Here is a 14,044-nt window from a genome sequence, read left to right as displayed (position 1 = left end):
CGACGACCGCGTCCATGGCCGCCGGCGCGAGGGCAACAGCGGCTGACTGACGCGGGCCACGGTGCGATGCGGCGCACGACGGATCGGCGATACTGCGCACTCGCGACATCCGCGCTCCCGATCCGTATCGGGGCCCGACCGGATTGGCGCCTTGCGGTATTTGTCGACCCGGCCCTGGCATGCAAAAGAAACCGATCTTCTTCGACCCCTCCGGCCGACGCGCCAGCCATGTGTCGCGGCTGGCCCTGTTGGCCGGGGTGGTCAGCACCCTGTTCGTGGTCGCCTGCGCGATCAGCCTGTTCGTGGGCCCGACCATGGACGGCCTGCACATCGGCGAACACGCCCGCACGCGACATGCCCTGGCCACCGTGAAGGCGGCTGCCCCGGAACTGCTGAAGCCCGCCGCGAAGCTGGCCGCCGAAGTGCGTGCGCGGCAGAAGCTGTTGCATGCCCCGAAAACACATGCGAGCAAGGCGGCGGCCAGCCACGTGCCGCCGCCTTCGCTGGACAAGCCCGCCGACCGGCCGCTGGCGATCGGCTTCTACGTCAACTGGGACGACAGCAGCTATTCCTCGCTGAAGCGCAGCCTGCCCCAGCTGGACTGGGTGATTCCGTCGTGGATGAGCCTGAGCGGCAAGGACATGGCGCTGCACACCAGCGTCGATGCGAAGGCGATCGACCTGATCCGCAAGCAGAAGCCGTCCACCCCGATCCTGCCACTGCTGCAGAACGCGGTGGACGCGAACTGGGATGGCCCGGGGCTGGCCCGCCTGCTGGCCGATCCGTCGCGGCGGCAGGCGCGCATCGGGGAGATCGTGGCGTTCGTGGCGGCCAACCACTTCCAGGGCGTGACGATCGATTTCGAGGACCTGCCCGAATCCGCGCAGCCGGACCTGAAAACCTTCCTCGGCGAACTCAACGACGCGTTCGACCCGCACGGCTGGGGCATCGTGCTGTCGGTGCCGTTCGACGATGCCAGCTGGGACTATGCCGGCTACGCCGACATCGTCGACTTCGTGGTACTGATGGCCTACGACGAACACTGGGCCGGCAAGACGCCGGGCAGCATCGCCGGCCAGCAATGGTTCGAGCAGACGCTCGAGAAGCGCATGAAGGAGCTGGACCCGGACCAGACCATCGTGGCCATCGGCAGCTACGGCTACGACTGGTCGCACGGCAACAATGCCGAGGCGCTGACCTTCCAGGACGCGATGGATCGCGCCAGCGACGCCCAGGCCGACATCGCCTTCGACCCTGACACGCAGAACCCGCACTTCTCCTACGACGAGGACGACGGCAGCACCCACCAGGTCTGGTTCCTCGATGGCGTCACCGCGTACAACCAGATCCACGCCGCCGACGAGTACAAGCCGTACGGCTACGCCCTGTGGCGGCTGGGCTCGGAAGATCCCTCGGTGTGGTCGGTGTTTGGCCGTCCCTACGGCGCGTCCGCGCCCGACCCGTTGCGCACCATCGGCGCCGGCGAGGACATCGACATCGAAGGCCAGGGCGAGGTGCTGGAAATCGCCTCCCAGCCTTCCGCCGGCGCACGCAGCATCGAGGTGGACAAGGACGATGGCAGCATCGATGACGAAAGCTACACCGCCCTGCCCAGTTCCTACGTGATCCAGCGCGCGGGCACCCTGCCGCACAAGATCGCGCTGACCTTCGACGACGGCCCCGACCCCGAGTGGACGCCGCAGATCCTCGATATCCTCAAGGCGAGGCACGTGCCGGCCACCTTCTTCATCATCGGCGAAAACGCGGAGATGTCGCCGAAGCTGGTGCAGCGCGAAGTCGCCGAAGGCCATGACGTGGGCAACCACACCTTCACCCATCCCAACCTGGGCGACAGTCCGCCAGGCATCGTCTCGCTGGAACTCAACGCGACCCAGCGACTGTTCGAGGCGCTGACCGGCCACTCGATGCGGCTGTTCCGCGCCCCCTATTTCGGCGACGCCGAACCGACCACCGCCGACGAGCTGGTGCCGATCGAGATCGCGCAGAAGATGGGCTACCTGTCGGTCGGCCTGCACGTGGACGCCGAAGACTGGCAGCGTCCCGGCGTCGACGCCATCGTCGCCAACGTGCTGAACGCCATCAACACCAAAAACGTGGAGCGCAAGGGCCAGGTGGTGCTGCTGCACGACGGCGGTGGCGAACGCTCGCAGACGATCGCCGCGTTGCCGCGGATCATCGACAGCCTGCGCGCGCAGGGCTACCAGTTCGTCACCGTGTCGGAGCTGGCCGGGCTTACCCGCGCGCAGACCATGCCGCCGATCGCGCCCGGCTCGCTGTCGCAATGGACCGACCGCGTGGTGTTCCTGGCGCTGGGCTTCTTCGGCCACTTCATCCGCTGGCTGCTGACCACGGCGATTGCGCTGGGCGTGGCGCGACTGATCCTGCTGGGTGGCCTGGCCCTGCTCAACCGCGCCCGCGAGAAGCGGCGCGTGGCGCCCGCGCTGGGCGAACAGCCGCCCCTGGTCTCGGTGCTGATTCCCGCCTACAACGAGGAAAAGGTGATTGCCAGCTCGATCCGCCAGATCCTCAAGAGCCGCTACGCGAACCTCGAAGTGATCGTGGTCGACGACGGTTCGGTCGATGCCACCTCGGCCGTGGTGCGCCAGCACTACGCCGACGAGCCGCGGGTACGCCTGCTCACCATCCCCAACGGCGGCAAGGCGCATGCCGTCAACACCGCCTTGCACGAAGCCCGTGGCGCGGTGGTGGTGGCGCTGGACGCCGACACCCAGTTCGAGCCGGACACCATCCCGCGACTGGTGCGCTGGTTCGCCGACCCCAAGGTCGGCGCCGTCGCCGGCAACGCCAAGGTCGGCAACCGGATCAACCTGATCACCTTGTGGCAGGCGCTGGAATACATCACCGCGCAAAATCTCGAGCGCCGCGCGCTGGCCGCGCTGGGCGCGATCACCGTGGTGCCCGGCGCGGTGGGCGCATGGCGCCGCGAAGCCCTGGAACAGCTCGGCGGCTTCCCCGCCGATACGCTGGCCGAAGACCAGGACCTGACCATCGCCGTGCAGAAGGCCGGCTTCAAGACCCTGTTCGATGCCGAGGCGGTTGCCTGGACCGAGGCGCCCGACAGCGCCCGCGGCCTCGCTCGCCAGCGTTTCCGCTGGGCCTACGGCACCTTGCAATGCCTGTGGAAGCACCGCAACGCCACCTTCAATCCCCGCTACGGTTCACTGGGCACCATCGCGCTGCCGCAGGTGTGGCTGTTCCAGATCCTGTTCTCGGTGGTCTCGCCGCTGGTCGACCTGGTGTTGGTCTGGCAGATCGTCAGCACCGCGCTGGATTACCTGCAGCACCGCGGCCAGTTCGACGACACCAACCTGATCCGCATGCTGGTGTTCTACGCGGCCTTCATGGCCATCGACCTGGCCGCCTGCGCGCTGGCCTTCGCGATGGAAAGGAAGGAGAAGTGGAGCCTGCTGTGGTGGCTGGTGCTGCAACGGTTCGGCTATCGCCAGCTGATGTACTACGTGGTGGTGCGTTCCGTCTGGACGGCCATCAAGGGCCCGTCGGTGGGCTGGGGCAAGCAGGAGCGCAAGGCCACGGTGACAACCGACGAGACGATGGCGTCCTGAGGCAACCGGCGCTCGTGCGCGGCACTTGACATACAGGTTCCATGGAAACAATATGCGTTCCATGGAACCTTTCTGGTGAACCGGACGTGCCGAACGCATCGAAGGAAAAAGTCCCGCCCAATCCGCTGCATGCACACCTGGGTTACTGGCTGCGGCTGGTCTCCAACCAGGTGTCCGGCTCTTTCGCCAGCGCCCTGCAGGAACGGCAGCTCTCCGTCGCCGAATGGGTCGCACTCAACCATGTCGAAATGCATCCCGACATCACCGCCGCATCGCTCGCCGACGCGATGGGCATGACCCGCGGCGCCGTTTCCAAGGTGCTGGACAAGCTGCTGACCAAGAACCTGTTGCTGCGCACCCCGAGCCCGCAGGACAGCCGCGCGCAGTTGCTGGCACTGACCCGATCAGGAAAGCGCCTGCTGCCCGCGCTCACCGACATCGCCAACGGCAACGACAACCGCTTCTTCTCCGTCCTGGCCGCCAGCGAGCGGAGCGAGCTGCGCAGACTTCTGCAGAAACTTGCCGATGCCCACCCCTTCAGCGCGGCACCTGTCGATTAGGCAGCACGCGTCGACACCCTGACCTCAACCTTCCATGCACGAACCAGGAGAAACCCCATGAGTGAGGCGATGGCCCACCTTCAAGCCGCGCAAGCGCAAGCCATGGCCGTTCGTCCCCGCGTGGGCGGTTTTCCGTACCTCGCCGAAACGCTGAGGCGCGCGGGCGTGACACGGAATGTGTGGCAACTGCCCGCCTGCCAGAGTCTGTACCTGACCGAGCGCGGCGCGGTGCTGCAGCAAGGCACACCGCTGGTGTCCGGCATGGCTGATGTGCCTGGCTTCGATCAGCCCGCGCTGATCCGCGCGCTGCGCACCGACCAGGCCGGGGAAAGCAGCTTTGCGGACTTCCTGCTGGCCAGTTGGAACGCCGGCGTGGTGCGCTATGAGGTCGACCTGCTCGAACGTCAGGTGACCTATTACGGCTGCAACGGCGAGTCCTATGTCGAACACTATCCGGCGGTGTCGCTGTAACGGCGAGGTCGACACCGGCTGATTTCCCGCTCAGCCGTTCCCGCGCACCCGCATGGTCAGCCCCTTCAGGAAGTTCCGCAGCAGCTGGTCGCCGCACAGCTTGAAGTTCTTGTGGTCGCTCTGGCGGAACAGCGCGCTGAGCTCGGGCTTGGAGATCGGCAGGCCGGCGGCCTCAAGGATGTCGTGCATGTCGACGTCCTTCAGCTCGAAGGCCACGCGCAGTTTCTTCAGCACCACGTTGTTGGTGACGCGCTTTTCCGGCGGACGAGCCGGGCGGCTGTCGTCCTTGCCGCGGCGATGGAACACCAGGCCGTCCAGGAACAGTGCCAGGGTCTGGTTGCTGCACTCCAGGTAACCCGGCTCGTTGTCCTTCTTCAGGAAGCCCTGCACATCTTCCTTCGTGACCGGGGCATCGGCATCGGCCAGGTGGATCAGCTCGACCACCTTGCCGTCGCTGAGGTCGAGCATGTAGCGGATGGAACGCAGTACGTCGTTGTTGATCATGTCGGTCCGGTGGATGTCGCGCAGGGGCGCCATGCTACCGCGCCGCAACCGGTTTGACCCCGTTTCCCCGTTCACGGCGTTTCACCTTTCACCGCTGAGAGGTTGTGCTTTTCAACCTCGAAGCCCGGCCACGGAGGGGCGGGCGCGGATCGGTCACGCAAGTGACTGATTCGCGTGAGGGAGTCCGGGCGTGTACCGGACTTGCGATAGAAGAAAACCACAGGACCGTGGTTTTCTTCACAAACTCTGAGAGGAGAACCGCCCGATGAAACTGAAAGCCCTGCTGCGCAGCCTGCTGCTGGCCTTGCTGGTGATCGTCACCGGCTGCAGCGTGTCGCGACCCGCCACCGATACCCACGCGCGCAAGAACGACGGCGCATCCACGCCACCCGCCGAGCCGGTGGTGGAGCCCGCGCCGACTAATCCCCAGGCCACGGCGCAAGCCAAGTCCCGAAGCGACGGCCCGAGCGGCAGTCCCGCCGACCGCGCCGCCCCCGCCGGCCGGGCTGTCCCGATGCCCGCGGCGCCGCCGGCACCTCCTGCGCCACCGGCGCTGGCCGAGGTCGCCGCGATGTCCTACAACGCACAAAGCGCGAAACGCATGGCCTACATGCCGTCGCCGATCCCGATGCAGCCGATGCCGGGCGACTTCAACACCGAGAACTACACCCATCGCGACACCAATCCGGTGCAGCTGGTCAGCGAGCAGCCGGTGTCCACCTTCAGCATCGACGTCGACACCGGCTCGTACACCAACGTGCGCCGCATGCTGGGTGCGGGTCGGTTGCCACCGGCCGATGCGGTGCGGGCGGAGGAGTTCATCAACTATTTCGACTACGGCTACACGCCGCCGGCGGATCGCGAGCAGCCGTTCAGCGTGACCACCGAACTGGCGCCCGCGCCTTGGAACGCGAAGCGGCAACTGCTGCTGGTCGGCATCCAGGGTTATCGCGTGCCCACGGCGCAGATCCCCGCCTCGAACCTGGTGTTCCTGGTCGACACCTCCGGCTCGATGGACGAGGCGGACAAGCTGCCCTTGCTGCAGGCTTCGCTGAAACAGCTGGTGCGCCAGCTGCGCAGGCAGGACCGGGTGGCCATCGTCAGCTATGCGGGCTACGCCGGCGTGGTGCTGCCCTCCACCGCGGGCGACCAGCACGCGACCATCGATGCGGCGATCGACCAACTGTCGGCTGGCGGCTCCACCAACGGCGGCGCCGGCATCGAGCTGGCCTATGCGCAGGCCGAACAGGGCTTCATCAAGGGCGGCGTGAACCGGGTGATCCTGGCCACCGACGGCGACTTCAACGTGGGCACGGTCAACCAGGAAGCGCTGAAGACCACCATCGAGGACCACCGCAAGAGCGGCGTGGCATTGACCACCCTGGGCTTCGGCGAAGGCAACTACAACGACGCGATGGCGGTGATGCTGGCCGACGTGGGCAACGGCAGCCATCACTACATCGACAGCCTGCAGGAAGGCCGTCGCGTGCTGGTCGATGAAATGTCCGCCACCTTGCTGACGATCGCCAGGGACGTGAAGATCCAGGTCGAGTTCAACCCCGCGCGAGTGCAGGAATATCGCCTGATCGGCTACGAGAAGCGCATGCTGAAGCGCGAGGACTTCAACAACGACAAGGTCGACGCCGGCGAGATCGGTGCAGGCGCCAACGTCACCGCGATCTACGAGGTCACCCCGAAAGGCTCGAACGCCGCGCGCATCGATCCGCTGCGCTACGGCAAACACGTGGCCACGGGTGAAAGCGGCAACGAACTGGCCTTCCTGCGCCTGCGCTACAAATTGCCGGGGCAAGCGGACAGCAAGCTGATCGAACAGCCGATCGCCGCGCACGCCGAGGCACAGGCCAGCGAACGCCTGCGCTACGCCGCTGCCGTGGCCGCCTTCGCCGACGCCCTGCGCGGCGGCAAATACCTGGACGGCTACGGCTACACGCAGATCGCGAAACTGGCCAGCGACGCCCGCGGCGGCGACGCGGATGGCTACCGCGCCGGCTTCGTGCAACTGGTGAAACTGGCCAACGGGCTGGTCACGCGCGGTCATGACGGCGCCAGCGACACCGCGGCGCGCTGAGGTTTCCGGCCCCGCTGCGGCGGTGGCGGTCATGGGCAGGCTCTCCCCGCTGCCCTTCCCCGGCCACCACCGCGCAGCGGGACTGGAACCGGCGACAGCACCCCACCCCAACCCTCCCCTGCAAGCCGGGGAGGGAGCCGGTCGACCACATCCGCCAAACGTGACGCTGCCCGGCTTTGCTCCTCCCCCTGCACGCAGGGGGAGGTCGGGAGGGGGTAACGCTTTTCGCGGGAAACATCACAACCTCCCCGCTCTCCGCCGATTTGCCTTACCCTCGCACTCCATGGATGCCGCGGTCGATCCCGATGCCCTGCTGATGCTGGCCTACGCCCGTGGCGACCTCGCCGCGTTCGAGGCGCTGTATGCGCGCCATCGCGGCATGCTGTATCGCTTCCTGCTGCGCAGCGTGCGCGATCCGCATCGCACCGACGAGCTGTTCCAGGAAACCTGGAGCCGGGTGATCGGCGCCCGCGAACGCTACCAGCCACAGGCGAAATTCAGCACCTGGCTGCTGCAGATCGCCCACAACCTGATGATCGACGGCACCCGCCGCCAGCGCCCGATGGCCGATGGCGACGAAGCCGAGGTGGCGCTGGCCAACCTGGCCACGCCCGAACGCGAGCAGCCCGACCACGCGCTGTCCGCCTTCGAACGCCGACGCAACCTGCAGCTGGCGATCGAGCAGTTGCCGGACGAACAGCGCACCGCCGTGCTGCTGCGGCTGGAGCAGGAGCTGAGCCTGGAGGAAATTGCCGTGGTCACCGGTGCCGGGCGCGAAACGGTGAAGTCGCGCCTGCGCTATGCCATGAATCGACTACGCGAAGTGCTGTCCGAATGACCACGCCCCTGCCCCCGAACGATCCGCCCCGTTCCGACGAGCCGTTGCCCGGCGAGGCCGAGCTGGCCGCGCTGTATCGCGAACTGCCGCGCAGCGAGCCTTCGCCCGCGCTGGATGCGGCGGTGTTGCGCGCGGCCGCCGCGGCCCTCGCCCCATCCGGCGACCCCACCGTTACCGAGCGGCGCAAGGCTCCCCGCGAGCCCGGTGACTGGGTTCATCCGAAGCCGGTTTCGGCGGTCACGGCAAAGGCGATTCCTTCGATCGACGGCGCCCCGCGGCGGCGGCGCGCACCACCGTGGCTGATCACCCTGGGCAGCGCCGCCAGCCTGGTGCTGGTGGCCGGCCTGGCCTGGCAGCTGCGCGAATCCAGCCCGCCACCGTCGGCACCGGTCGCCGCGCCGGAGGCCACCACGCCCGCCACCTCCGACATGGCCAGTCGCGAAGCGGCAACGCCGCTGGCGGGCACCACGGCGCCCGCGCCCGCCGCCCAGCCGACACCCCGGCTCGCCGATCAGCGCGCCGCGCTGCAGGCAGCCGCGGCGAAGAAGATGAAACAGGACAGCGCGGTCCAGTCGGCTCGACGCGCGGCCGCGGCCAAACCGATGGCGGCGCCCCCACCGCTCGCCGAAGTGGCCGCACCCGCGCCGCAGGTGCAGTACGCACCGCCCCCGCCCCCGGCGCCGCCCGCACCGCCCGCACCGCCGCAGGAAGTGTCCGCCAATGCGGCGGCCAGCGGCATGCTCGACCAGGCCGACCAACCGGCTGCCTCCAGCGCCGCAGCCGGCGAACAGGCCACCGCCGCCCGGCCCGGCGATGCGCCGGCGCAGGAGCTGGACAAGATCCGCCAACTGTTCGCGCAAGGTCAGCATGACGAGGCGCTGCAGCGGCTGCGCGCATTCCGCCAGGCGCATCCGCAGTGGCCCTTGCCAGCCGAGCTGCAGGCGCAACTGCAGGAACCATGAGCGAGCCACTGTCGACCCTGGTCCAGCGCTGCGCTCATCAGGAAGAAATCCGCAAAAGCCGTTTCCTCGCCAACGCCGCCCCGGTGACGACGCCCTGGCAGGCGCTGGACTTCCTGCGCGACATCGCCGACCCCGCCGCCACGCACAACTGCTGGGCTTACCGCATCGGCCAGGACTATCGCTTCAACGACGATGGCGAACCCGGTGGCACCGCCGGCCGGCCGATCCTGCAGGCGATCGAGGGCCAGCAGATGGACGGCGTGGTCGTGGTGGTGACGCGCTGGTACGGCGGCATCAAGCTCGGCGCCGGCGGGCTGGTGCGGGCCTATGGCGGCACCGCCGCCGAATGCCTGCGCCGCGCCGAGCGCACCCCGATCGTGGCGATGGCGCGCCTGGCCCTGCATTGCGACTTCGCCGAACTGGCCCTGCTCAAGGCGCGCCTGAAGGAGCTGCAGGCCGAGGTCGAACACGAGTCGTTCGGTGCCGACGGCGTCGAACTGGAATTGCGCCTGCCGGACAGCCACATCGCCGAGGCCTGCCTGCGCATCAGCGACATCAGCCGCGGCCGCAGCAGCGCGAAACGCCTGGATTGACCGTCGCAGCCGGCAACCGTCCGGGCAATCGCCAGCACGACGATTGAATCGACCGTGCCACGCCCCACTTTGAATGGCATTGCCCGCGTCATTCCCGCCCCCATCTGCGAGTACCCATGAGCGACGCCACCACCGATACACCCCGCCCTTCCCGTCGCATCGGTGCCCTGCGCGGACTGTGGCCGTTCCTGAGACCCCATCGGGTGCTGGCGCTGGGCTGGCTGCTGTTCCTCGGCCTGTCCTCGGGCGCGTCGCTGGTGCTGCCGCTGGCGTTCCGCCACATCATCGACCAGGGTTTCGGCCACTCCAGCAACGCGGTCATCAACGAGACCTTCATCGCGCTGTTCGGCGTGGCGCTGGTGCTCGCCTTCGCCACCGCCGCCCGCTATTTCTGCATCACCCTGCTCAGCGAACGCGCGCTGGCCTCGCTGCGGCAGACGCTGTATGCGCAGGTGATCCGGCTCGACGTGGGCTTCTTCGAGCGCAGCCGCGTCGGCGAGCTGCTGTCGCGGCTCAGCGCCGACACCGAGGTGGTGCAGGCGCTGATCGGCTCGGGCGTGTCGGTGGCGTTGCGCAGCGTGGTGATGCTGGTCGGCGCCAGCGCCATGATGGTGTGGACCGCACCGTCGCTGGCCGGCCTCACCGCGCTGGTGATTCCCGCGGTGATGCTGCCGATCCTGGTGTTCGGCCGGCGCGTGCAGAAACTGTCGCGCGCCAGCCAGGATCGCCTCGCCGACGCCGCGGCGATCGCCAACGAAACCCTCAACGCCTCCACCGCGGTGAAGGCGTACGCCCGCGAGAACATCGAAAGCACCCGCTACAGCAACGCGATCCTGCGCGCGCTGGCCACCGCGCGCCGGCGCATCGGCATGCGTGCGCTGCTGACCATGGCGGTGATCGTGCTGGTGTTCGGCGCGATCACCCTGGTGTTGTGGGCCGGCGCGCGCCACGTGCTGGCCGGCACGCTGGATGCCGGCGTGCTGGGCCAGTTCGTGCTGTACGCGGTATTCGCCGCGGGCTCGGTCGCCGGCCTGTCCGAGGTGTGGGGCGATGTGCTGCGTGCGGCCGGCGCGATGGAACGGCTGGGCGAACTGCTCGACGAGCGTCCCGAAATCGTGGCGCCCGCGCAACCGCTGGCCCTGCCCCGGCCGGTCAGCGGCGCGCTGCGTTTCGAGCAGGTCAGCTTCCACTACCCGACCCGCCCCGACACCGCTGCGCTGCACGACTTCACCCTGGACGTGCGCCCCGGCGAAACCGTCGCCCTGGTCGGCCCGTCCGGCGCCGGCAAGAGCACGGTGTTCTCGCTGCTGCTGCGCTTCTACGATCCGCAGTCCGGCCGCATCAGCCTCGACGGCGTCGACCTGCGCGCGGTGACGCTGGACGACCTGCGCGGCGCGATCGCGCTGGTGCCCCAGGAAACCGTGATCTTCAGCGGCAGCGCCGCCGACAACATCCGCTTCGGCCGCGACGGCGCCAGTGACGAGGAGGTGCACGAGGCGGCCCGCGCCGCCGAGGCGCACGACTTCATCAGCGCCCTGCACGACGGCTACCAGGCCGAGATGGGCGAACGCGGCGTGCGCCTGTCCGGCGGCCAGCGCCAGCGCATCGCGATCGCCCGCGCGATCCTGCGCGACGCGCCGCTGCTGCTGCTCGACGAGGCCACCTCGGCGCTCGACGCGCAATCCGAAGCGGCGATCCAGCAGGCGCTGGAACGCCTGGAGAAAGGCCGCACCACCCTGGTGATCGCGCATCGACTGGCCACCGTGCAGCGCGCCGACCGCATCGTAGTGCTCGACGGTGGCCGCATCGTGGCGCAGGGCACGCATGAAAGCCTGTTGGCCGAAGGCGGCTTGTACGCCGAGCTGGCGCGGTTGCAGTTCGTGGCCTGACACAGGGTATCGGCATCGCTTGGGCGGGTCGGCGCCGCTTTCAGGCATCCGGCGGGGCGGCTATCCTGTTCCGTGGACATCCCTGGAGAGCACCATGCAACTGAAGCAGCGACGCATCGCAATCACCGGCGGTTTCGGCACACTCGGCCTGGCGGCGGTGCGCGCGGCGCTCGACGCCGGCGCCAGGGTGGTGGCCATCGATCGGGCCGATCCGCCGGCTGGCGGCCTTGCCCAGGCTACCTGTCTCGGCGGTGTCGACCTGGCTGATCCGCAGGCGGCGAAACAGGCGCTGGCGGCGGCTGCCGATGCCATGGGCGGCCTCGACGCGCTGGTCAATATCGCGGGCACTTTCCGCTACGAAAACGTCGCCGACGGCAGCGTGGATACCTGGGACCTGCTGTATCGGGTCAATCTGCGCAGCGCCGTGGCGGCAAGCCAGGCTGCGCTGGAACACCTGCAGGCGGGTGGCCGCATCATCAACATCGGCGCCGCGTCCGCCGTGAAGGCCGGTGCCGGCGTCGGCGCCTACACCGCCTCCAAGTCCGGCGTGATGCGTTTCACCGAAGCGCTGGCCGAGGAGCTGAAGGAACGCGACATCACCGTCAACGCGCTGTTGCCCAGCATCATCGACACGGCACCCAATCGCGCCGACATGCCCAAGGCCGACTTCTCCCGCTGGGTCAGGCCGGAGCAACTCGCCGACGTGATCGTGTTCCTGCTGTCGGAACAGTCTTCCGCGATTACCGGTGCGCTGATCCCGGTGACCGGCCGCGTCTGAACGGACGGGCCGGAACACCCCATGTCCATCGTCCTGACCCGATTCGCGCGCACCCGCCTGTTCCCCCGCGACCAGCGACCCAGCGCGATCCAGGACTGCAGCGCCGAGGCGTTCGAGCGGCGCCTCAACAGCGAAACACCGCTGCACGTACTCGACGGCTACGCCCCGTTCTGCAAGCTGCACGTGCACCGCAACTGGACGTCCACGCGCTGCACCGCCACGCCGATCACCGAGGCCAATCGCCACCTGCTTCGTTCCGCCTACGAGGCGCGCAGCACCGACGAACTGCCGGTACTGGTGCGCTGGTTCGAAGGCATCGATCCGCCGGTCGCGAACTATCTGTTGCCGATCCTTTACACCCGCGAGCAGCTGGCGAAGGAAGGCGCGCCGATCGACGCGGACTGGGGCGTGGTGGGCTGCCTCTACACCGCTGAGCCGGAAGAGATTCCGATGGTGCCGATCACCATGCTGCGCAATGCGCTGGGCGTGGAGGAAGGCGGCTCGGGTGTGCCGCTGGACCGCGCGGCGTATCGGCAGGCGGTGGCGTTCTGGGAGCGGCATGCGAACTGGCGCGGGTGAGCCGGGAGCGACCCCACCCCAGCCCTCCCCTGCGTTGCAGGGGAGGGAGCGGAAGCGAGATCAGCCCGCGAGGGAGCTGTTGTCGATCACGAAGCGGTACTTCACGTCGCCCTTGACCATGCGGTCGTAGGCCTCGTCGATCTGCTGGGCGCGGATCATCTCGATGTCGGAGACGATGCCCTTGTCGGCGCAGAAATCCAGCATCTCCTGGGTTTCGGCGATGCCGCCGATCAGCGAACCGGCGATCGCGCGGCGCTTGAAGATCAGGTTCGCGATATTCGGCGACGGATGCGGATGCTCCGGCACGCCGACCAGCACCATGGTGCCGTCGCGCTTGAGCAGGCTGGTGAAGGCATCCAGCGAATGGCTGGCGGCCACGGTGTTGAGGATGAAGTCGAAGCTGTTGGCGTGCGCCTTCATCTCGTCGGCGTTGCGCGACACCACCACCTCGTTCGCGCCCAGGTCCAAAGCCGCCTGGCGCTTGCCGTCCGAGGTGGTGAAGGCCACCACATGCGCACCCATCGCGTGGGCAAGCTTCACGCCCATGTGACCCAGCCCGCCGATGCCGACCACGCCGACCTTGCTGCCGGGGCCGACCTTCCAGTGGCGCAGCGGCGAATAGGTGGTGATGCCTGCGCACAGCAGCGGCGCGACCGCCGCCAGCTGCTCTTCCGGATGGCGGATCTTCAGCACGAACTTCCTGTCCACCACGATGCGCTGCGAATAGCCGCCCAGGGTGTGTCCCGGCGCGTCCGGCGTGGGGCCGTTGTAGGTGCCGACGAAACCGTTCTCGCAATACTGCTCCAGCCCCTCGTCGCAGGCCGCGCAATGCTGGCAACTGCCGACCAGGCAGCCCACGCCCACGGTGTCGCCGACCTTGAAGCCGGTGACTTCATGGCCCACGGCGCTGACGTGGCCGACGATCTCGTGGCCGGGCACGCAGGGATACAGCGTGCCGCCCCACTCCGAACGTACGGTGTGCAGGTCGGAGTGGCAGACGCCGCAATAGGCGATCTCGATCTGCACGTCCTGCGGGCCGGGCGCACGGCGCTCGATATCCAGGGACTGCAGCGGCTTGTCGGCGGCGTGGGCGCCGTAGGCTTTGGTGGTCATGGCATTTCCTTGGGTTGGGGTATCAGTGGAGTCAGCAGGATCAGGCGATCAGCCCTACACGAT

12 protein-coding genes are annotated in these 14,044 nt (G+C 68.2%); 10 read left to right on the top strand and 2 right to left on the bottom strand.

The window, feature by feature from the left end; genetic code table 11:
* Window positions 1-179: 179 nt before the first annotated feature.
* The 3 genes from ABNK63_RS08205 (at window position 180) to ABNK63_RS08195 (ending at window position 4,636) form a co-directional block, all read left to right on the top strand.
* Window positions 180-3,605 carry a glycosyltransferase gene (locus tag ABNK63_RS08205; protein WP_350017137.1) on the top strand — a complete coding sequence of 1,142 codons (3,426 nt, stop codon included), beginning with the start codon at window positions 180-182 and terminating at the stop codon, window positions 3,603-3,605.
* Between the two features lie 86 nt (window positions 3,606-3,691).
* Window positions 3,692-4,165, top strand: coding sequence for a MarR family winged helix-turn-helix transcriptional regulator (locus tag ABNK63_RS08200; RefSeq protein ID WP_007805512.1), 474 nt, complete (start codon window positions 3,692-3,694; stop codon window positions 4,163-4,165).
* Window positions 4,166-4,222: 57 nt separating this feature from the next.
* Window positions 4,223-4,636: a DUF1398 family protein gene (locus ABNK63_RS08195; RefSeq protein WP_350017136.1), complete on the top strand. Its 414-nt coding sequence runs from the start codon at window positions 4,223-4,225 to the stop codon at window positions 4,634-4,636.
* Between the two features lie 30 nt (window positions 4,637-4,666).
* On the opposite strand, the gene ABNK63_RS08190 is transcribed toward ABNK63_RS08195, so the two are convergent.
* On the bottom strand, window positions 4,667-5,140 hold the full coding sequence (locus ABNK63_RS08190; protein WP_350017197.1) for a DUF1456 family protein: 474 nt from the start codon (window positions 5,138-5,140) through the stop codon (window positions 4,667-4,669).
* Between the two features lie 265 nt (window positions 5,141-5,405).
* On the opposite strand from ABNK63_RS08190, the gene ABNK63_RS08185 reads away from it, so the two are divergent.
* The 7 genes from ABNK63_RS08185 (at window position 5,406) to ABNK63_RS08155 (ending at window position 12,868) form a co-directional block, all read left to right on the top strand.
* The gene (locus tag ABNK63_RS08185) at window positions 5,406-7,229 is read left to right on the top strand and encodes a VWA domain-containing protein (protein ID WP_350017135.1); all 1,824 of its coding nucleotides are present in this window, start codon (window positions 5,406-5,408) and stop codon (window positions 7,227-7,229) included.
* 283 nt (window positions 7,230-7,512) lie between these two features.
* The gene (locus tag ABNK63_RS08180; RefSeq protein ID WP_350017134.1) at window positions 7,513-8,067 is read left to right on the top strand and encodes an RNA polymerase sigma factor; all 555 of its coding nucleotides are present in this window, start codon (window positions 7,513-7,515) and stop codon (window positions 8,065-8,067) included.
* Window positions 8,064-9,029 (top strand): hypothetical protein, encoded by a 966-nt coding sequence (locus ABNK63_RS08175; protein WP_350017133.1) that lies wholly within the window; start codon window positions 8,064-8,066, stop codon window positions 9,027-9,029. The genes ABNK63_RS08180 and ABNK63_RS08175 overlap by 4 nt, the downstream gene beginning before the upstream one ends.
* The gene (locus ABNK63_RS08170) at window positions 9,026-9,622 is read left to right on the top strand and encodes a YigZ family protein (RefSeq protein ID WP_350017132.1); all 597 of its coding nucleotides are present in this window, start codon (window positions 9,026-9,028) and stop codon (window positions 9,620-9,622) included. The genes ABNK63_RS08175 and ABNK63_RS08170 overlap by 4 nt, the downstream gene beginning before the upstream one ends.
* 116 nt (window positions 9,623-9,738) lie before the next feature.
* Window positions 9,739-11,511: an ABC transporter transmembrane domain-containing protein gene (locus ABNK63_RS08165; RefSeq protein WP_350017131.1), complete on the top strand. Its 1,773-nt coding sequence runs from the start codon at window positions 9,739-9,741 to the stop codon at window positions 11,509-11,511.
* A 94-nt stretch (window positions 11,512-11,605) separates the two neighbouring features.
* Window positions 11,606-12,289, top strand: coding sequence for an SDR family NAD(P)-dependent oxidoreductase (locus tag ABNK63_RS08160; protein ID WP_350017130.1), 684 nt, complete (start codon window positions 11,606-11,608; stop codon window positions 12,287-12,289).
* Window positions 12,290-12,310: 21 nt separating this feature from the next.
* Window positions 12,311-12,868, top strand: a complete 558-nt coding sequence (locus ABNK63_RS08155) for a DUF3228 family protein (protein WP_350017129.1) — start codon at window positions 12,311-12,313, stop codon at window positions 12,866-12,868.
* Between the two features lie 60 nt (window positions 12,869-12,928).
* On the opposite strand, the gene ABNK63_RS08150 is transcribed toward ABNK63_RS08155, so the two are convergent.
* On the bottom strand, window positions 12,929-13,981 hold the full coding sequence (locus tag ABNK63_RS08150; RefSeq protein ID WP_007805496.1) for an NAD(P)-dependent alcohol dehydrogenase: 1,053 nt from the start codon (window positions 13,979-13,981) through the stop codon (window positions 12,929-12,931).
* Window positions 13,982-14,044: the final 63 nt, after the last annotated feature.

Source organism: Rhodanobacter sp. IGA1.0 (assembly GCF_040208325.1).
Taxonomy (GTDB): Bacteria; Pseudomonadota; Gammaproteobacteria; order Xanthomonadales; family Rhodanobacteraceae; genus Rhodanobacter; species Rhodanobacter spathiphylli.
The sequence above is the reverse complement of the archived record's forward strand: the minus strand, read 5'-3'. Positions and strand labels throughout refer to the sequence as shown.

Bases quoted from the DNA above. Each gene is read 5' to 3' on its own strand.
- ABNK63_RS08195 (WP_350017136.1), top strand. From the start codon at position 4,223: ATGAGTGAGGCGATGGCCCACCTTCAAGCCGCGCAAGCGCAAGCCATG.
- ABNK63_RS08155 (WP_350017129.1), top strand. From the start codon at position 12,311: ATGTCCATCGTCCTGACCCGATTCGCGCGCACCCGCCTGTTCCCCCGC.
- ABNK63_RS08185 (WP_350017135.1), top strand. From the start codon at position 5,406: ATGAAACTGAAAGCCCTGCTGCGCAGCCTGCTGCTGGCCTTGCTGGTG.
- ABNK63_RS08190 (WP_350017197.1), bottom strand. From the start codon at position 5,140: ATGATCAACAACGACGTACTGCGTTCCATCCGCTACATGCTCGACCTC.
- ABNK63_RS08180 (WP_350017134.1), top strand. From the start codon at position 7,513: ATGGATGCCGCGGTCGATCCCGATGCCCTGCTGATGCTGGCCTACGCC.
- ABNK63_RS08175 (WP_350017133.1), top strand. From the start codon at position 8,064: ATGACCACGCCCCTGCCCCCGAACGATCCGCCCCGTTCCGACGAGCCG.
- ABNK63_RS08205 (WP_350017137.1), top strand. From the start codon at position 180: ATGCAAAAGAAACCGATCTTCTTCGACCCCTCCGGCCGACGCGCCAGC.
- ABNK63_RS08160 (WP_350017130.1), top strand. From the start codon at position 11,606: ATGCAACTGAAGCAGCGACGCATCGCAATCACCGGCGGTTTCGGCACA.
- ABNK63_RS08165 (WP_350017131.1), top strand. From the start codon at position 9,739: ATGAGCGACGCCACCACCGATACACCCCGCCCTTCCCGTCGCATCGGT.
- ABNK63_RS08150 (WP_007805496.1), bottom strand. From the start codon at position 13,981: ATGACCACCAAAGCCTACGGCGCCCACGCCGCCGACAAGCCGCTGCAG.
- ABNK63_RS08170 (WP_350017132.1), top strand. From the start codon at position 9,026: ATGAGCGAGCCACTGTCGACCCTGGTCCAGCGCTGCGCTCATCAGGAA.